Here is a 16,155-nt window from a genome sequence, read left to right on the forward strand (position 1 = left end):
GTTTAAGCTGCTGTGCGTTGTTTCAACCAAGTATCAATAGCCAAGCCGCCACTGCCACTCAACAGCAGCGAACCGAGCATGAACAAATAAACCAACGGCAATTTGTAATTTCCATAACCTTGATCGGTAATAGCATAGCCTTTCCATAATTCGGCCAATGTGTGCCATTCGGCGGGCCAATGTACGGCCGCGATGGCCACCACGGTCAACACCATTAGCGCCGCGCTAAAAAAGCGGGTCATGAATCCCAATATCAACGCAATCGGGGCGATGATCTCCAAGCCGGTGGCCAAGGTCCAGCTAAAATCCGTGGGCAATAAGCTGAACGGAAATGGGAAGCTCACATCGGCAAACCAGTTATCGCCATGGAGTTTTTCCAGGCCGGCTTCGCCGAACTCGTAAGCCAACAACAGACGTAGAAAAATTGGCGCCAAGCCCTGTAAATTACTGTCGAAACAGCGAGAAAGCAGGCTGGGCATAGTGCATAGCCGCTCGATGCAGGAAGGAATCAGACAAGCTGTACAAGGATCTTGGGCGGATTTAGCGAGGTCGTTCATCAGTGAGGCTCCAAAGTTCAAACCGGGCGAATATCGATGATCGCGCCCTGGCTATGTAGATCGGCCAGAATCTGCTGACCGAATTGGGTGAGTTCTAAAAATTGCGCATCAGGGAGTTCGCTGCCTCTCATTGCTTGCAAGGCCTGTTGCCCAGTCAAGCCGTTATTTAACAGCAGGATCAGCTTGGCCGTGGCCAGATTCAGGGTTACAAACTGCACTTGATCCTCGCTATCGCGAAACCCAAGGACATGGGTAGCTGTTTCGGGCGGTTCACTCGGCAAAAAGTTTGGACCGATGTCCTGCACAGGCCAGTGGTAATGCAGCAATTGCATGACCGGTGCAAACACAGGCACATTGGCCAGCAATTCGGCATCAGACAACTGCTTTCGCGTGACCAGCTCGGCCTCGGCAATTGACAACTGTAATTCGATCCATTCGAACTGCGCCAGTTCGGCCAGAAACGGCCAATCATCGGGATGCTCACGTTCCTGTTGAAGATACTGCAAAAATTCGTCGGGAATCTGCCGGTAATAGGGTGTCAGGCAGCGATGTTTTGCAATGAAATCCAGCAGCAACGCCCGCCAGTCATCTTTGGATAAGATGCTGTGAATCACCGGAAAACAGGCCGTCAGGCTCTCGTCGAATTTGTTGTAGAGCAGGTCGACATACACGGCCAGCCGCTCAGGGGCGAAGCCCACAGGTAGCTGCGCTGTTTGCGGTTGCCGCAAGTAATGCAGAAACTGCCGTTGCTGTTGTTGAAATGCGGGTGGCTGGCTCATGCCGCTACCTCGCTGATGCCTTGTGCGCTTCGGCCATGCCGATGGTTTTTTTGCAAGGCACGAATTCGTTCCACTTCGGTCAGTAACTCGGCCAATGGCGGAATGTTACTGTCGCGTTCCACCAAGGTCGGAAACTCGCCAAAGCGTCGATAGGCCTCGGCCAGCAACTCCCAAACAGGTTCGATGGTGTTCTGGCCGTGGGTGTCAATGATCAAGCCCGAAGGTTCCAGGTCGTGACCGGCCACATGCCCATAAACGATGCGCTCGCCGGGCAAACCGCGTAAAAACGCCACCGGATCGTAGCCATGGTTGACGCTGTTGACGTAGATGTTGTTGACATCCAGATGCAAATAACAGTCGGCTTCGCTCAATACCGCATTGATAAAGCTTAGTTCGTCCATTTCCGCCTGCGGCGGCTGCACATAGTAAGAAGCGTTTTCCAAAGCAATAGGCCGTTCCAGAATATCCTGAGTCTGGCGGATACGTCCGGCGACATGCCTGACCGCCTGCTCGGTAAGAGGGATCGGATATAAGTCATAAAAGTGTCCCTCGTCACTGCAAAAGCTCAAATGCTCGGTGTACAGGGCAAAATCATGATGATCGAGAAACTGTTTCAGCTCGGCTAAAAATACGGTATCGAGCGGCGCGGGACCACCCAGCGACAAGGCCAAACCGTGCGCCACGAAACGGTGACGCTCGGTCAGGCTGCGAAACTGCTTACCGAGATGACCACCGACGCCCACCCAGTTTTCCGGCGAAACTTCGAAAAAATCTATACTGTCCGGTACGCCGGTTTGCAACGCGGGCAACAGCGCGCGCCGCAAACCTAAACCGGAACCTATAAGACCGAAAGGATTGGAAGTGGTCATTGGCGGTCCCTCTGGCTTATTTTGCGGTTTTACCGCTGCAACCACCTTCAGGCATCTTGGCGCTACAGCCACCTTCAGGCATTTTGGCACTGCAACCGCCTTCGGCGCCTTTCATGTCCTTCATTTTGTTGGCACCGCATTTACCTTCGCCGCATTTACCTTCCTTCATCTTGGCGCTGCAACCCCCTTCAGCAGATTTGCCGTCCGCCGCCGCCAATTGTTGGGCAGGATGGATACTGGACATGGCAAACGGATTTTCGCCGGCTTGAATGATGGGGGCCGCGCTCAGTAAAGTCGAAGCCAAAGCACTGCTCAAAGTCAAAGATAAGGTTTTTTTGTTCATGGTGTTCTCTCCAGTGGATTAATGAATAATGAGGACAAGCAACAATGCCTTCCTGCTCCATCAGTCGGAGTCAGTTTGAATTCCTTACAAATTTTTTTCGATGCTTTCTTAGCATAATGCCCGTGCCAAGAACCCCATGCCCGGCGTAGGCTTGCCAAACTCGTGCCTGATGTTTGTCTCGTGTTCCCGTAGTAGCATGAACCCGTTTGCATTTAGTAAGTCTGTGAGATAGCGGTTACTGTGACTGTAACGGCCACTGGTATTGAGTTGATAACCGAGTGGGACCTCAACCGAGCTAGTCTGTTCGACGGTGAAGCAAAACGTCCCTAACGGCGACAATGCCTGTCGGACCAATACGAAAATCTCGCTTAGGTCGCCAAAATAAACCAGGGTGTCGGCCATTGTTATCAAATCAAACGCTTGCTGTTTCCTTGTCAGATAACCCGTCAGTTCCGACTCTACCAAATCGTCGTAAAGCGCTCTTTCCGCCGCCTTGCCAAGCATGCGCGACGAAATATCTACGCCCGTGAGCAGACGTGCGTAAGGTTTTAATACTGGCGCGCACAGCCCCGTACCGCAGCCACCGTCGAGCACCGACAGATTTGCATTCGCCATCAAGCAGTCATTCAGCAAGCTACAGACCATATCGGGACCGCAATACCCGAGATTACCGACCAGTTTGCTATCGAAATTTTCAGCTATGTCGTCAAATAGACTGATCAGATAACGATCCGAGGCTTTAGTCGGGATGTCTTGACCGGTGCATGCGACAAGGTGATGTCTGGCCAACGGATTGTCGGGTTCGGCATCCAACCAGCTTCGATAACAGTCGGCGGCTTCGGCGACAAGTCCCAGCCGATAGTAAGCAATGCCTAGCATCTTCAAGGGTTTGTCGGTCAGAGGTGGCTGCACATATGCTCGGCAAGCGAAAAAAGAAGACTCTTCCACTTTGTTTTGTTCCGCCAGCAGCGCAGCCAAGTTGTTTAGCGCGGGCACGAAATTCGGACTATGACTGACTGCATGTCGATAAGCTGTTTCCGCCTCGGGCAACTCATTTAGCCGGTGCAGCACCGACCCCAAATTGTTCCAGAGATTGGCATCGGTAGCGTTCAATTCAAGCGCGGCGGAAAACGCTTGGCGCGCCTCGGCGAAACGTCCGTTTTCCGTGAGAATGTTCCCCAGATCGTTGTAACGTTCCGGGCTGGATGCATCTAGTTGCAGGGCACGCAAAATCATCTCGATAGATTCCGCTGTATTTCCCTGCTGATGCAAGACTACGCCGAGATAGTGCAAAGCTTCTACATGATCCGGGTCGGCGGCAAGCATTTCACGGTAAGCGATGGCGGCATCGACAATTTCACCGGCCACGTGCTTTGCCAATGCTAAATCAAAGACTGTTTGATTTTTCAAGAGACTTCACCCAAGTTTGATGCGCTATTAATAAAAGAAGTAATCCTATCGCTGGAGGTTTAACGGATTAAGTTAGCAACAGGGCATCTATCAGTCGCATCCCGGTCAAAATCCTTACACAGGTCGTATAAAACCTGTGTAAGGAAATCATCCATTCTCACGACAAAGAAAAATTTACTGAATACAGTATTGCCAAACAGGAGATGCCGATGAAATCAATACAAAATGCAAGTCACACTCAAAATTTGCTGCACACCTTGTATAGCATGGCGTTTCTGGTGGAAGCCCGCGATCCTTATACCGGCGGGCATTTATGGCGGGTGTCGCAGTATTCGACGCGATTGGCATTGGCGTGCGGGTTTTCCAAACAGGACGCTGTGGTTGCTGGGTTGGGCGGCTTTTTACATGATTTGGGCAAAGTCGGCGTGCCGGACAGTATTCTTAATAATCCCGGCAAGCTTACCGATGCGGAATATGCCGTGATGAAAACCCATCCGGCCTTGGGCGCTCAAGTGTTAGAGGGGCATCCTTTGGCGCCGTTGGCAATGGATGCGGTGCTAAGTCATCATGAGCGCGTTGATGGCCGGGGCTATCCGTCCGGTTTAGGCGGTAGAAAGATTCCTGAATCCGCGCGTATCGTTGGGATTGCAGATGCCTTTGACGCGATGACCAGCACCCGGCCTTATCGGAAGGGTATGCCGGTGACAGCTGCCATCGAGCAGATCGAGATGAATTTGGACCAACAATTTGATCTGCATTTCGGTCGCCATTTCATCGAGTTGGCAAAATCCAATGAGCTGGATGGCATTATCGGACATAGCGATAGCGGTATTCCGATGCGCGAATGCCCGGTGTGCGGACCGGTTGTAGTGGTGCATAAACACCAGAAAGCTGGTGACCAGGTGTTTTGCCGGGTATGTGGTAACGGCTTTGCTCTGGAAAAGCAGCAAGGCAAACTGACACTAAAACCAACGATGCAAAAAGGCAGTGCAGCGGATTTACAAGCGCTGATTGATCATGATTTGCTGGCAAGACTACTGGATGAATCGCTGCCGTATTTGCCGGTCGATATTGGCAACGGCAAAAGCTGGCTGCGGCGGTTACGTGATCGGTTTTGAATGAGGTCAGGATCAGCCACAACACCCGGCCTGCTTGCCGTGCAACTGTATCGGCGGACAAGGGACGTCCCCATAGGAACAAAATACGCAACAATCGCCGGGCTTAGGTTTTAACAGGCTATGACAGCCCTGGCATTCGTAAAACCACTGGCAGGCATCGCTGGGCATGACTTCGGTTTTGTGATGTCCGCATTCCGGGCAGGTTAAAGTGGATTCCCAAATAACGTTATTCATGGTCTTAACTCTTTGAGTGTGGCGGGATAGCCCGCATCGTCGGCGACGCGTAGCAACACTTCGACAGTGGTTTTAGCCGCGTCGAAATGCACAATGGCCTGACGACTATCGACGTTGAATGTCATGCCTGTGACGCCCGTGATCCGATTCAGCGCCATTTTTATCGTGACCGGACAGGCTGCACAGCTCATGCCGGGGATTGTGAGTACGGCGGTACGAGATTCGGCACAAACCGGTTGGATAACAGCGACAGCCATCATCAACATAGCAAAGTATCGTTTCATGATGGTTGCCTAATAAAACCAGGGAAGAAGATAAGGAAAAATCAACGCCAGCAGAATCAACGTCGATACGACCCAAAACAGGACAATGCTCTGTTTATGTTGTGGCGATTGAGAGCAGGATTCGCTGGCCTGGCAAGCGGGCATCGACCGGAAGATGCGTTGTCCTGCAAACAAAAGGGCAAGCAACGAAAGACCGATAAAAAAGGGCCGATAGGGTTCCAGCACCGTCAGATTGGCTAACCAAGCACCGCTGAAACCCAGTGCCACTAACAATAGCGGTCCCAGGCAACACAGAGACGCCAGCGCGGCACCCAGTCCGCTAACGAACAAAAAGTAACGGCTGTAGGGCGATTCGGGCATGGATTTTCCTGGTTGATGAAACTGGGGTAAGCTTATTCCCGTAGTCAAGTACGGAGTCAATAGTAATGAACAAAACTCTGGACAGTCTGACAATTGGCGGATTAGCCAAAGCGACGAGGATTGGTGTGGAAACGATACGCTTTTATCAGCGTCGGGGATTGTTGTCGGAACCAGATAGGCCGTTGGGCGGTATCCGGCGTTATGGTGCGACGGACGTTCAGCGGATCGTTTTCATCAAATCCGCGCAACGGTTGGGGTTCAGTCTTGAAGAAGTGGCCGACTTGCTAAAACTGGCGGACAGCCAACATTGCGACGAGGCACGTACACTGGCAGAGCATAAACTCGAAGATGTCCAACAGCGCATCGCCGAGTTACGCCGTATGGAAATGGCCTTGCAGGATTTGATCGGACGTTGCCAAACCAATCGGAACGAGGTGAGTTGTCCGTTGATTGCGGCGTTGCAAGTAAAGTACTACTGAGACGCGGCATAGCATCTATTCAGCGACCATCATTCAAGCCTGAATGTGACACTCAGTTTTTTTTATCCAAGCGCTTTTGCAATTGCACCGTATAACCAAGCGCGGCTTTGCGGATGAACTGGGATTGACTCTGGAAGTTACGGCAGCGGGAACACATCATCACATGCACTCCAATCGCCAGGCGTTCGCTAACGCTGAGTTTCTTGTCCAAGCCCTGTGACACTAGGGCGGTAATATCGCGACAACTACGCATGATTATTCTCCTTTTTTGACTGATTGAACCAGCGAACTTCCAGGCATTCACGCAGCCGCAATCGGGCTCTATGCATGGTGACCCAATAATTGGCGTCGCTTAAGCCGGTTTCTCCGCAGACTTCGGATGCTTCCAGACCGACCAACTCGCGCAACATGAATACCTTGGCCATTTTCGGCGGTAGATTGTTTTGACAAGTTTCATAGATGGCCCAGAACTCCTGTTGCTTGAGGGCCGCCTCGGGATCGTTCCAGGTGGTCGGGCCACCAATCCAATGCCCATTACTCATGAAAAAATCGTCTTCGTCGACTTCATCTGCGTCGTTATCTATTTGATCGAACTCAGCGGTGACGACTTCACGTGCACTGCGCCGCCAGTGATCGGCGATCTTGTGTTTCAAAATGCCGATGAGCCAGGTGCGTAAGCCAGCCTTGCCTTCAAAATTGGCAGACGCTTGCCAAGCGGCCAGCAAGGTTTCTTGCACGGCGTCATCAGCCAGTTCAGTATCTTTTAGTTGCAGCAAGGCATAGCGATATAGCACCGGCCGATGTTCGGCCAATAATGCTTCGCTCAATTGATTGGATGTGTTCATCTCGGCGCTCAGCAACATGCGCTATCAGCCTTGGCCGATTCGCTGCCGGGTCTGGGCGAGCAATCGAACAGTCCGAAATGCCGGGATTTGTCGCCCAACACTTGGAAGTGATCGCCATAGCGGCTGCCTGCCAGCATGTCGGCGGTGTTGCCGCACACCCTTAGTGGCCGGCCGGTCTCGAAATGATGATGATCGTCCAGATCGAAACTGTGCGGGTGTAGGTCGATAGTGCCCAAATAGACGGCGACTTGGCCGAAGTCTTCGCAACGATCTTCCAGAGGCATTCTAAAGGCGCGCACCGTGACTGAATCGAAGTTGACCATGCCGATTTTGGCGAACACCTCGGGGTCGTCGATGCTGATGGGATTTTGCTTGACCTTGCGGACATCGGGGCAGCCTAAGTCCTGCAAGATGCGCCGGAAGTCTTCCCAGTACAAAGCCCCGCCCAAACACTCGCCTAACAATACAGGGTCTTGGCGCAATTCAATCGGGATACGGCGGTCGGCAAACACGTCGGAGAAATACAATTCGCCGCCCGGTTTTAACACTCGGAAGATTTCCGTCAACACTCTAGGCTTTTCCGGCGACAGATTAATGACGCAGTTAGAGACCACCACATCGATACTGTTATCGGCGATACCGACCGTGTGCAGGTTTTCGATATGACCATGTAAAAATTCAACGTTGGCAAACCCGAAGCGCTCGGCGTGCCAGTCGCGATGACGCACAGCGACTTCCAACTGCTCGGGCGTCATATCCACGCCGATTACCCGGCCTGTCGGTCCGACCAGTTTCGACAGCAGATAACAGTCGCGGCCGGTGCCGCAGCCCAAATCCAGCACGGTCTTACCTTCCAGGGCCGGCGGCAACGGCGAACCACAACCGTAAAACCGTTCCAATACTTCCGGATGCAGGCCGGCCAGCAAGGCTTTTAAATAGCTTGGCATGGCGTCGATACTGCAACAGGCGCTGGTTTTCAGGTCGTCGCTGGATTGCAGTACCTGACCGTAATAATGGCGAACCGATTCGCTGATTTCGATACTGGTAGTCATGAGAGCTCTCGTATTATTTATTATTGAAGATAGGCGCTTAGGTAGTATGAGATTGCGGCGGAACAGACAGCCGCACACGGCAAGGTCAACAGCCAGGATAAGGCAATCGACGTGATCACGCCTGAATTGGCCTTGCCGCTGACCAAACCAATGCCGAATAATGAACCTACCGAAACATGGGTAGTGGAGACTGGCATGCCAAGCTTGCTGGCAAAAATGACTAACAGTGCGGTGACCAGATTTGCCGATAAACCCTGTTCATGCGTAATGGTGGTGATTTTATGACTCATGGTTTCCGCCACCCGCCGCGCATTGAGCACGCCGCCGAGCAGCATGGCCAACGCCACCAGGATGATGATCCATTGCAAATCAAAACCGGGGGCCAGCAATAACAAGGCGGCAATTTTCGGCGTGTCGTTCAGGCCTCGAGCAAAGCAAACCGCGCCGGCGCTGCAAAAATGGAGTCCGTCTCGCAGGCGCTCAAGATTAAAGCCCAAAACCAGGCTAGATTGTCGCTCGGCGCAAGCCTCTTGACGATCAAGCGTTAGAGACGGGACGATTGCCGAATTGATTGCCAGGGTCATATTGACGTTACTGGCCAGCGCCAGACTTTCCGGGTTTTCAATGCATAAACACAGGTTGTTAGTTAGTTGCCTATGGTTACGCCACATACTCAGACCTCGATACAACAAGCCGGCCAATAATAACGCCACAAACGGACTCAATAGCAATGGCAGCACGAAGTTGCTCAGCAACGGTGCCAGACTGATATTGCCGGATGTCGCTAATAAGGTGCTACCCGCCATCGCGCCTAGTAAAGCGTGGGTCGTGGAAATCGGAAAGCCATAACGCGTCGCCAGAATCACCGTCATTCCAGCACCACCCGCGACGGCAATCATGAATGGCAGAGAATGTATCAATTCGTCCGGCGTCAAGCCTTTGCCGGAAAATTTAACGAGCAAAGTCTGAGCTAAGAACAGGGCAGTAAGCGAACCGGCCAATGTCGTTAGCGTCGCCCAGGTCAGTGCTTGCCGAAAGTTCGCGGTGCCGCTACCGAACAAACTCGCCACACCCTTGAAGTTATCATTGGCACCGTTGGCATAGGCCAGAAAGCAAACGCTGATGAATAAAATACTGGTGAGCATGAAAAACCTCCTGGATTACGTCGACTAGTTGATCTAAGTCGTTAGGAGAGGATCAAACCTTACAAAAAATATTCTGTAATCGAGAAATCAATGATATGTCCTGATGATCAATAACATCGTTGGTTGCATGATGGGTTGGCATTTTCCGAAATTGGCTAGACCTCGCCAATGAACGGCGTTACCGATCTACTGGTAACAATGCCCCCAACTGTCCGGTTTCAAGGCCCTAAGCACGTTAAATCTTAGTTTCGCCCGCGAGCAATCGGTTTACGAATGTCGCAGGCAATCTTGCAAGGATTTTTACAAGGACTCCAAACTGTTGGTTACAACCCTAAATCACTCAAACTAGCATGATCGTCGGGTCGGCGGCCCAGTGGCCAGTAGAACAAACGCTGTTCTAACTTGATCGGCAGATCGTTGATGCTGGCAAAGCGCCGCTGCATGAAGCCTTGTGGGTTGAATTCCCAGTTCTCGTTGCCGTAACTGCGGAACCACTGGCCGGAATCGTCACGCCATTCGTAGGCAAAGCGCACGGCAATGCGGTGATCGGTAAACGCCCACAATTCCTTGATCAAGCGATAGTCCAATTCTTTGGCCCATTTGCGTTGCAAGAACTGACGTACTTGTTCGCGGCCTTGTGGAAACTCGGCGCGGTTACGCCAGAGCGTGTCTTCGGTATAGACCAAGGCGACGCGGTCCGGATCGCGCGAGTTCCAGGCGTCTTCGGCCATGCGCACTTTTTGCGCGGCGGTTTCAGCGGTAAAGGGCGGGACGGGGGCTTTGATTTCTTGAGTCATACGATTTCTCCGTGATGAGGGTGATTGAGTTAAGCCTGCCACATGCCGGGCATGGTCACGTAACCGGGCAATGCGCGAATGCGTTGGAACCAGGCGATGATGTTGGGGAAGGCCCCGATGTCCAAACCGCCTTCCGGCGCCAACGCCAAATAGGGGTAGACAGCGATGTCGGCAATGGATACCGAATCGCCGACCAGCCAGTCTTGGTTTTGCAGATGGCGGTCGGTAATGTCCAGCACCTTGTCGGCGGTTAGTTGCGCCGCTGCCGTATCGATAGGACTACCGAATTTATGGTGTACGCGCAGTTTGGCAGGACCGTTGGCAATTTCGTTGGCGGCGGTCGATAACCAGGCGGCAATCTGCGCCAGTGGGTAGGCATCGTCCGGCCACCACTGTTCCCCGCCGTAACGTTTGGCCAGATACACCAAAATGGCCTGGCTGTCGCGGATGATAAGGCCGTCGTCATCCAACACTGGGACTTGGCCGAAGGGGTTGCGTTGCAAATGGGCTGGGCCGCGCTGCTCACCGCCGCGTAAATCCACGGCTTGGATTTGATAGGGCAAATCCAGCAAACTCAATAGTAAGCGAACTTTGTGGCAGTTGCCTGATAGTGGTATGTCGTACAGGGTGATCATGTTGGACTCCTTCGGTTAACTGAAACTTTCAAATTGCACCCGTTCGTCGGCAATGCCGAGCCTGCGGGCGGTTTGGCGTACGCTGTCGATCAGGCGGGTTGGACCGCAGACATAAATGACGGTATCGGCTGTTGCATTACCCAGTAAGCCTGGAACGTCCAATCGGGTTGGGTTTTGCACTTGGCTGAAATAAAATCGGCAACGCTCGGGAAACTGCCTTTGCAAGTCTTTAACAAAAGCCATGTCTTGCGGCGCTCGGCCGGTGTAATGCAGTTGAAAATCCGCACCCCGTGCAGCCAAGGTTTCGGCCATGGCTTTGATGGGTGTGATGCCGATACCCCCGGCAATTAACAACGCAGGGCGGTCGTCATCGTGCAATGGAAAATAGTTTTCCGGCGCTTCGACGTTGATGCGGGTACCCACTTGCCAGTCGTCGTGCAATGCAAGAGATCCTCCGTCGCCGTCTTCCACTCGCAACACCGCGATACGGTAGCAATCCGGATCGTTCAGTACAGTGGTAAGAGAATAGGCCCGGCTGGTGATCGTGCCGTCGGGCAGCGTGATTGGCACACGCAGATGCGCCCCAACCTGGTGAGGCGGCAGCGATTCACCATCGGCGTGGCGTAATTCGTAAGCGCGAATGCGCGGCGTCAACTGGCGAATGCCGCTGATGGTCAAAGGCAACATGCCATTTCCCAGCGCGGCGGGCACGTGTGTTGTGTTCACCACCGGTTCTAGTTGACGAGCCTGAGCCAATAGCGCTTCGACTTCGCGTTGGCTGTAACGTGGTGTGATGTACTTGGGACAATTCCAATCAAAGGCTTCGACTCGGATCACGATGCCGCGCTCGACTGGGCCGCGAAAGTCCGTCGGTTCCAGCTTGGCCAGTAATTCCGGCTCGCTACGTTCGTTGACCACCCGTGCCCGGCCCCAGATTTTTAAGCGTTGCCGCCCTGGATAGTCCATCAGCAGTAAGCTCACCCGATCGTCTCCGCGTAAATTGCCCACTGAAATGTATTGGCGATTACCGCTGAAATCGGCGTAACCGATGGTTTGTTCATCCAATATTTTCAGGAATCCTGCCGGGCCGCCGCGATGTTGGACATAAGGCCAACCGGATTGGCTCACGGTGGCTTGATAAAAGCTGTCGCGTTCGGCGATGAAGGCTTGTTCGAACTCGCTCAACGCCACCGTTTCGGTGTCGCCCAGTTCGACTGTCCGATAGGCCGTGCGACTGCCCATTTCGGCTTGTACCGCTTGGACGTTGGGGGTGAAGCTGATCTTGGCAAACGCACGGGCCATGGTCTTTACTCCGGATGGTGAAATGTGGATGGCTACTCTGGCACAATCATCAGCTCTGCTGAATAGTCATAATTTGCAATACCTTATCCCACTCAGCGCAATAAGCCGGGCCAAACGCCATCTCTGCGCTTCGCCCGGTTAGGCTTTAAGCGGCTTGTTTTAACTCGACTTTCGGGAAGTCAATGTCGACCCGGCTGGCTTTGCCCAAGATATTAGTCAGGATATTCATGCCGACATGGGTGATCACCTCGACGATGTCAGCCTCGTTGAAGCCGGCGTCGCGCATCGCTTGCAGTTCGGTATTGGTCACCTCGCCTTTATGCTCGACCAGGGCGCGGGCGAAATGGACCGCGACTGCCGCTTTGGCGTCGTGGCTGGTGCCGGCCCGGTTGGCTTCGATTTCCGCGCCATTCAAACCGGTTTCGCGGCCGATGGCGGTATGGGCGGATAGGCAGTATGCGCATTGGTTCTGCTGTGCCAGCGCCAATGCGATCCGTTCGCGGGTACTGGCATCCAGCGAGCCGTGATTGGCGATGTGATGCAAGCCGAGGAAGGCTTTTAGCGCGTCCGGCGAGTGGGCGAATACACGCAGAAAATTGGGTATCATACCCAATTGACCTTGGATGGCTTCAAACAGGGCACGTTGTTCGATATTAGCGGTTTCGTTGCTGACAGTAGTAATACGGCTCATGAGTGTTCTCCAAATAATGAAAGGGGTTTTCGTACGCCTGAATGAAATTCACCAGGCGGGTACAGTGTGATCTATTGCGAAAAAATAAAGAATACCTAAAATATTCAATTAACTATTCCGATCAGTGGAATTACAAATGGACCGATTACATTTAATGAGCGTCTATGTAGCGGTGGTCGAAGCCGAAGGCTTTGCCGGCGGCGCGCGCAAGTTGCAGATGTCGCCACCCGCCGTGACGCGGGCGGTAGCGGCATTGGAGGAGCGCTTGGGCGTTAAATTATTGAACCGCACCACCCGCTACGTGCGTATGACCGAAGCCGGGCAGAAGTATTACGAAGACGCCAAACGCATCATTGCCCTAGCCGATGAAGCGGACGACGCTGCACTGGGCGTCAACGCCGAACCGCGCGGCCAACTCACGGTGACCGCCTCGGTATTGTTTGGGCGTTTGTTCATCATGCCGGGCATTGTCGAGTATTTACGCCGCTATCCAGTGGTGGAAGTGAATGCGTTGTTTGTCGACAGGGTCGTCAATATGCTGGAAGAAGGTGTGGACGTGGCAATTCGCATCGCCGATTTGCCCGATTCGTCGTACCGAGCACTGCGGGTCGGCTCGGTGCGGCGGGTATTGTGTGCCTCGCCGGAGTATCTGGCCGAACACGGCATACCGCAAACGCCGGATGACTTAACCGAACATCGCATCATTCTGGCACGCGGCCTAAATCCGCACAACGAAATGCGCTTTCAGTACGATGGGCAGACGCAGACGATCAAATTGCAACCGGCATTGAGTGTCAGCGACAACGACTCGGCGGCCAGCGCGGCCATGGCCGGTTTGGGCATCACCCGCTTGCTGAATTATCAAATCGCCGCGCCGTTACAAAGCGGCAAACTAAAAATCGTGCTCGGCGAATACGAAAGCCCATCGGTTCCGGTGCATATCCTGCACCGCGAAGGCCGCCACTCGTCGGCGAAAATTCGTTCGTTCGTCGATCTGATGGCTACCCGTTTAAGGGCCGAATTGTCGCTGAATTAATCAACAGAATCACTACCATATCACGATACCTGAGCAGGTAAAGCAGGATGATCCCGTTAATGGGTTTGATCGAACTGAATCGGCCATACAAAGCTGGGCTTGTAGCCAGAGCTACTGAGTTTAATCGGCGATGGCAATACCGCTGGGACTAATTAGCCATTTGCAAAATTCCCAGAATGTCAGCTTTGGCAAGTTCTTGAGACATTCGACTTGGTGCAGAGCTTGTGACGGCTTAGGGTCGTTCTGATACGGTCGCCAAGGACTGCTTTGTAGGCAGCCCGTTCCAAGAATCTGGTTTTGGCCGACTGGCCGGAGAAACGCGACAGTCAGATATGATCGTCACAAGACAACCAAGGCGATTCCATATAAGCCCAGTGACAAACGCCTCACTAGCATTCGTTTCAAAAACGAAATTTTTGCTACCACCAGTCCCTTTATATAGATTAAATAAAGATTATATATAGATTAGCACCCTCGATTTTCAGTCTAAAATAATCGCTGAAGCCAACGAATATCAAGGCCTGCAGCGATTTTACAATTTGCTCTAAGCGTCGGTCTAATGCCGTGTCAAACGTCGGCCTAATGCCGTGCTTTTTGTCGGTCTAATGCCGTGCCCGTCGGTCTAATGCCGTTACCTTGTCGGCCGAATGCCGTGCCTCCGTCGGTCTAATGCCGTATCCGCGTCGGCCTAATGCCGTATCGAGAGGCTTCGACCGACCCAAAATAGCGTCGGTCTAATGCCGTGCTTTTTTAGTGTTGTTTATCTTCCAAAAAACGTTGCTGACTGGGCGTCGGTTGGCGTTTGATCTTCACCATATCGTCAGCGAATTCAAAGCTAGCCAAAGTGCCAATACTTACCAAGGCTTCCAACGCTTTACCCAGCCGATATTTGAAATCGCGCAGGGTTTTTGAGCCACTACCGCTGAGTCGGTGAATGGTGGTAATTTTCATCGGAAACGGGGCCGCATGGGACGACAAGAAGCCGTGCAACCACAAGGCCAAGGGTTGCTTGCGCAATTTCTGCCGCTGTTCGAATTCAATGTAGGTGTAGCCCTCTTCGAACAGGCGCAGCATGGATTCGGTCAATTCCACTACGTAACGCTGCGTCCGTTCATCACGGTAATAACGCAAGAAGCCTTTTTCACCAAAAGCATCCCGGCCGTGAAAGGTGATTTCGACAAAGGCGCCTCCCAGGCGGGCCATAGCTTCTTTCAACCATTCATGTTGGCTTCTACCACTGCCGCGCCCCAATGCCGTCAACAGGGCATGGGCGCTGAAGGTCACGCTAAATCCCGGTAATTGTTGCCGGGACAAATGCACGATCTGCATCCAGACATCGAGGTCCGATTGATTGAGCTGTATGCCGAGGTAACGAACCTCAATGCCATCGACCGCAGCCAACAATGTTCGTTTTTTGTAGGCAATGCGCTCCTTGCCTTGGATGCCGGCGAACAATGCGCTCCGTAAGCAAGCATTGGGCGTACCGCGTATCGCCGACGGCCAATTGGGTAGTGAAGTCATGGGTTCGACGACCCGCAATTTGGCCTTTTTCCGCTCCGTCAGAGATTGAAAACGTTCGGTGAGATTATCGAGCGAATGGTTGGTGGTATTTCTGTCCATGACAACCACCTCACTTCTTCAAGCTGCCTGGATGACAACCATGACTCAGAACGTTGTGCGGAATTGGCATGGTTTTGACTAACGCCTGCTCCTCCGATGTCATATCGAGCTGATGATGGCAATATTTTCGCCAAGCACGTTCTATGACCAGTGTATCGTCATCCTGGCGATCGGGAATGTGCGACGCGCTGACATCGAGAACTCGATCCGATGAGTCGTCACTGGCCACGTAAACGCCAAGCGGCTGATCGACTTGCCTGACAACGTGTTCAATCGATGCAGACCGTAATACCGAACCGCCCAATCCTCCTGTCTGCCAAGCATTATCCAGGCGCCAGGGTTGTTCGGGTTGAACCGTCACAATCGATTCGATAACGGTCTCGCTTACGGCAGCATCGGGATGAATTAGCGAAGTACATGCCGTACCGCACACTGCGGACACAAGACACTGGATTACGAGCGATTTGGATTTCATGAGAGCTCCAGGGGTACTTAAAGGGAGCTCGTTACACTAAACACTCTTTTGCGAAGCCTGCTTGCAGCTGACGTCGAATTCGTCGTCAGCTGCAAGCGACGATTGAGAAATTCGCGGCAAGATG

At 52.8% G+C, this 16,155-nt stretch carries 21 protein-coding genes; 3 read left to right on the forward strand and 18 right to left on the reverse strand.

Translation table 11 applies throughout. The features are described from left to right. Positions 1-2: 2 nt before the first annotated feature. From G006_RS0108635 to G006_RS0108655, 5 genes are all read right to left on the reverse strand, one after another. On the reverse strand, positions 3-557 hold the full coding sequence (locus G006_RS0108635) for an HvfX family Cu-binding RiPP maturation protein (RefSeq protein ID WP_152428829.1): 555 nt from the start codon (positions 555-557) through the stop codon (positions 3-5). Between the two features lie 17 nt (positions 558-574). Beyond that, positions 575-1,336, reverse strand: a complete 762-nt coding sequence (locus G006_RS0108640; RefSeq protein WP_020482785.1) for an HvfC family RiPP maturation protein — start codon at positions 1,334-1,336, stop codon at positions 575-577. After that, positions 1,333-2,205, reverse strand: a complete 873-nt coding sequence (locus tag G006_RS0108645) for an HvfB family MNIO-type RiPP peptide maturase (RefSeq protein WP_020482786.1) — start codon at positions 2,203-2,205, stop codon at positions 1,333-1,335. The genes G006_RS0108640 and G006_RS0108645 overlap by 4 nt, the downstream gene beginning before the upstream one ends. Before the next feature lie 16 nt (positions 2,206-2,221). Then, on the reverse strand, positions 2,222-2,548 hold the full coding sequence (locus G006_RS0108650) for an HvfA family oxazolone/thioamide-modified RiPP metallophore (RefSeq protein WP_020482787.1): 327 nt from the start codon (positions 2,546-2,548) through the stop codon (positions 2,222-2,224). Positions 2,549-2,656: 108 nt separating this feature from the next. Then, positions 2,657-3,958 (reverse strand): tetratricopeptide repeat protein, encoded by a 1,302-nt coding sequence (locus G006_RS0108655; protein WP_020482788.1) that lies wholly within the window; start codon positions 3,956-3,958, stop codon positions 2,657-2,659. Positions 3,959-4,167: 209 nt separating this feature from the next. On the opposite strand from G006_RS0108655, the gene G006_RS0108660 reads away from it, so the two are divergent. Beyond that, positions 4,168-5,076, forward strand: coding sequence for an HD-GYP domain-containing protein (locus G006_RS0108660; RefSeq protein WP_020482789.1), 909 nt, complete (start codon positions 4,168-4,170; stop codon positions 5,074-5,076). 12 nt (positions 5,077-5,088) lie between these two features. On the opposite strand, the gene G006_RS27675 is transcribed toward G006_RS0108660, so the two are convergent. From G006_RS27675 to G006_RS0108670, 3 genes are read right to left on the reverse strand one after another with little or no spacing between them, the layout of a single operon-like run. Then, complete coding sequence (locus G006_RS27675) at positions 5,089-5,310, reverse strand: GDCCVxC domain-containing (seleno)protein (RefSeq protein ID WP_081607905.1); 222 nt, start codon at positions 5,308-5,310, stop codon at positions 5,089-5,091. Next, on the reverse strand, positions 5,307-5,594 hold the full coding sequence (locus tag G006_RS0108665) for a cation transporter (RefSeq protein WP_020482790.1): 288 nt from the start codon (positions 5,592-5,594) through the stop codon (positions 5,307-5,309). Before G006_RS0108665 ends, G006_RS27675 begins: the two co-directional genes overlap by 4 nt. A gap of 9 nt (positions 5,595-5,603) precedes the next feature. Further along, complete coding sequence (locus G006_RS0108670; RefSeq protein WP_020482791.1) at positions 5,604-5,954, reverse strand: mercuric ion transporter MerT; 351 nt, start codon at positions 5,952-5,954, stop codon at positions 5,604-5,606. Between the two features lie 65 nt (positions 5,955-6,019). On the opposite strand from G006_RS0108670, the gene merR reads away from it, so the two are divergent. After that, positions 6,020-6,433: an Hg(II)-responsive transcriptional regulator gene (gene merR / locus G006_RS0108675; RefSeq protein WP_020482792.1), complete on the forward strand. Its 414-nt coding sequence runs from the start codon at positions 6,020-6,022 to the stop codon at positions 6,431-6,433. Positions 6,434-6,485: 52 nt separating this feature from the next. Here merR and G006_RS0108680 read toward each other — a convergent pair whose 3' ends face one another. The 8 genes from G006_RS0108680 to G006_RS0108715 form a co-directional block, all read right to left on the reverse strand. Continuing rightward, entirely contained in the window at positions 6,486-6,686 is a 201-nt protein-coding gene (locus G006_RS0108680) for a zf-HC2 domain-containing protein (RefSeq protein ID WP_020482793.1), read from the reverse strand. Next, positions 6,679-7,278: a sigma-70 family RNA polymerase sigma factor gene (locus tag G006_RS0108685; RefSeq protein WP_033194137.1), complete on the reverse strand. Its 600-nt coding sequence runs from the start codon at positions 7,276-7,278 to the stop codon at positions 6,679-6,681. Before G006_RS0108685 ends, G006_RS0108680 begins: the two co-directional genes overlap by 8 nt. A gap of 8 nt (positions 7,279-7,286) precedes the next feature. Beyond that, complete coding sequence (locus tag G006_RS0108690; RefSeq protein ID WP_020482795.1) at positions 7,287-8,330, reverse strand: methyltransferase domain-containing protein; 1,044 nt, start codon at positions 8,328-8,330, stop codon at positions 7,287-7,289. 20 nt (positions 8,331-8,350) lie between these two features. After that, positions 8,351-9,475, reverse strand: coding sequence for an inorganic phosphate transporter (locus G006_RS0108695; protein WP_020482796.1), 1,125 nt, complete (start codon positions 9,473-9,475; stop codon positions 8,351-8,353). A 323-nt stretch (positions 9,476-9,798) separates the two neighbouring features. Then, complete coding sequence (locus G006_RS0108700) at positions 9,799-10,272, reverse strand: nuclear transport factor 2 family protein (protein WP_020482797.1); 474 nt, start codon at positions 10,270-10,272, stop codon at positions 9,799-9,801. A gap of 29 nt (positions 10,273-10,301) precedes the next feature. Beyond that, positions 10,302-10,907 carry a glutathione S-transferase family protein gene (locus tag G006_RS0108705; protein WP_020482798.1) on the reverse strand — a complete coding sequence of 202 codons (606 nt, stop codon included), beginning with the start codon at positions 10,905-10,907 and terminating at the stop codon, positions 10,302-10,304. A 15-nt stretch (positions 10,908-10,922) separates the two neighbouring features. Then, positions 10,923-12,209 (reverse strand): pyridoxamine 5'-phosphate oxidase family protein, encoded by a 1,287-nt coding sequence (locus G006_RS0108710; RefSeq protein ID WP_020482799.1) that lies wholly within the window; start codon positions 12,207-12,209, stop codon positions 10,923-10,925. A 145-nt stretch (positions 12,210-12,354) separates the two neighbouring features. Continuing rightward, the gene (locus tag G006_RS0108715) at positions 12,355-12,900 is read right to left on the reverse strand and encodes a carboxymuconolactone decarboxylase family protein (RefSeq protein WP_020482800.1); all 546 of its coding nucleotides are present in this window, start codon (positions 12,898-12,900) and stop codon (positions 12,355-12,357) included. A 136-nt stretch (positions 12,901-13,036) separates the two neighbouring features. Between G006_RS0108715 and G006_RS0108720 the strand changes: the two genes are divergently transcribed. Continuing rightward, entirely contained in the window at positions 13,037-13,936 is a 900-nt protein-coding gene (locus tag G006_RS0108720; protein ID WP_026146932.1) for a LysR family transcriptional regulator, read from the forward strand. A 750-nt stretch (positions 13,937-14,686) separates the two neighbouring features. Here the strand turns inward: G006_RS0108720 and trfA are convergent. Continuing rightward, complete coding sequence (gene trfA / locus G006_RS0108725; protein WP_020482803.1) at positions 14,687-15,556, reverse strand: plasmid replication initiator TrfA; 870 nt, start codon at positions 15,554-15,556, stop codon at positions 14,687-14,689. A 10-nt stretch (positions 15,557-15,566) separates the two neighbouring features. Then, complete coding sequence (locus tag G006_RS0108730; RefSeq protein ID WP_020482804.1) at positions 15,567-16,031, reverse strand: hypothetical protein; 465 nt, start codon at positions 16,029-16,031, stop codon at positions 15,567-15,569. Between the last annotated feature and the right edge of the window lie 124 nt (positions 16,032-16,155).

The sequence above is a fragment of the Methylomonas sp. MK1 genome (assembly GCF_000365425.1).
In the GTDB taxonomy this organism is placed as follows: domain Bacteria; phylum Pseudomonadota; class Gammaproteobacteria; order Methylococcales; family Methylomonadaceae; genus Methylomonas.

Excerpts from the sequence above, each read along its gene's own strand:
- G006_RS0108635 (WP_152428829.1), bottom strand. The coding sequence starts at position 557 with ATGAACGACCTCGCTAAATCCGCCCAAGATCCTTGTACAGCTTGTCTG.
- G006_RS0108640 (WP_020482785.1), bottom strand. The coding sequence starts at position 1,336 with ATGAGCCAGCCACCCGCATTTCAACAACAGCAACGGCAGTTTCTGCAT.
- G006_RS0108645 (WP_020482786.1), bottom strand. The coding sequence starts at position 2,205 with ATGACCACTTCCAATCCTTTCGGTCTTATAGGTTCCGGTTTAGGTTTG.
- G006_RS0108650 (WP_020482787.1), bottom strand. The coding sequence starts at position 2,548 with ATGAACAAAAAAACCTTATCTTTGACTTTGAGCAGTGCTTTGGCTTCG.
- G006_RS0108660 (WP_020482789.1), top strand. The coding sequence starts at position 4,168 with ATGAAATCAATACAAAATGCAAGTCACACTCAAAATTTGCTGCACACC.
- G006_RS27675 (WP_081607905.1), bottom strand. The coding sequence starts at position 5,310 with ATGAATAACGTTATTTGGGAATCCACTTTAACCTGCCCGGAATGCGGA.
- G006_RS0108665 (WP_020482790.1), bottom strand. The coding sequence starts at position 5,594 with ATGAAACGATACTTTGCTATGTTGATGATGGCTGTCGCTGTTATCCAA.
- G006_RS0108670 (WP_020482791.1), bottom strand. The coding sequence starts at position 5,954 with ATGCCCGAATCGCCCTACAGCCGTTACTTTTTGTTCGTTAGCGGACTG.
- merR (WP_020482792.1), top strand. The coding sequence starts at position 6,020 with ATGAACAAAACTCTGGACAGTCTGACAATTGGCGGATTAGCCAAAGCG.
- G006_RS0108680 (WP_020482793.1), bottom strand. The coding sequence starts at position 6,686 with ATGCGTAGTTGTCGCGATATTACCGCCCTAGTGTCACAGGGCTTGGAC.
- G006_RS0108685 (WP_033194137.1), bottom strand. The coding sequence starts at position 7,278 with ATGAACACATCCAATCAATTGAGCGAAGCATTATTGGCCGAACATCGG.
- G006_RS0108690 (WP_020482795.1), bottom strand. The coding sequence starts at position 8,330 with ATGACTACCAGTATCGAAATCAGCGAATCGGTTCGCCATTATTACGGT.
- G006_RS0108695 (WP_020482796.1), bottom strand. The coding sequence starts at position 9,475 with ATGCTCACCAGTATTTTATTCATCAGCGTTTGCTTTCTGGCCTATGCC.
- G006_RS0108700 (WP_020482797.1), bottom strand. The coding sequence starts at position 10,272 with ATGACTCAAGAAATCAAAGCCCCCGTCCCGCCCTTTACCGCTGAAACC.
- G006_RS0108705 (WP_020482798.1), bottom strand. The coding sequence starts at position 10,907 with ATGATCACCCTGTACGACATACCACTATCAGGCAACTGCCACAAAGTT.
- G006_RS0108710 (WP_020482799.1), bottom strand. The coding sequence starts at position 12,209 with ATGGCCCGTGCGTTTGCCAAGATCAGCTTCACCCCCAACGTCCAAGCG.
- G006_RS0108715 (WP_020482800.1), bottom strand. The coding sequence starts at position 12,900 with ATGAGCCGTATTACTACTGTCAGCAACGAAACCGCTAATATCGAACAA.
- G006_RS0108720 (WP_026146932.1), top strand. The coding sequence starts at position 13,037 with ATGGACCGATTACATTTAATGAGCGTCTATGTAGCGGTGGTCGAAGCC.
- trfA (WP_020482803.1), bottom strand. The coding sequence starts at position 15,556 with ATGGACAGAAATACCACCAACCATTCGCTCGATAATCTCACCGAACGT.
- G006_RS0108730 (WP_020482804.1), bottom strand. The coding sequence starts at position 16,031 with ATGAAATCCAAATCGCTCGTAATCCAGTGTCTTGTGTCCGCAGTGTGC.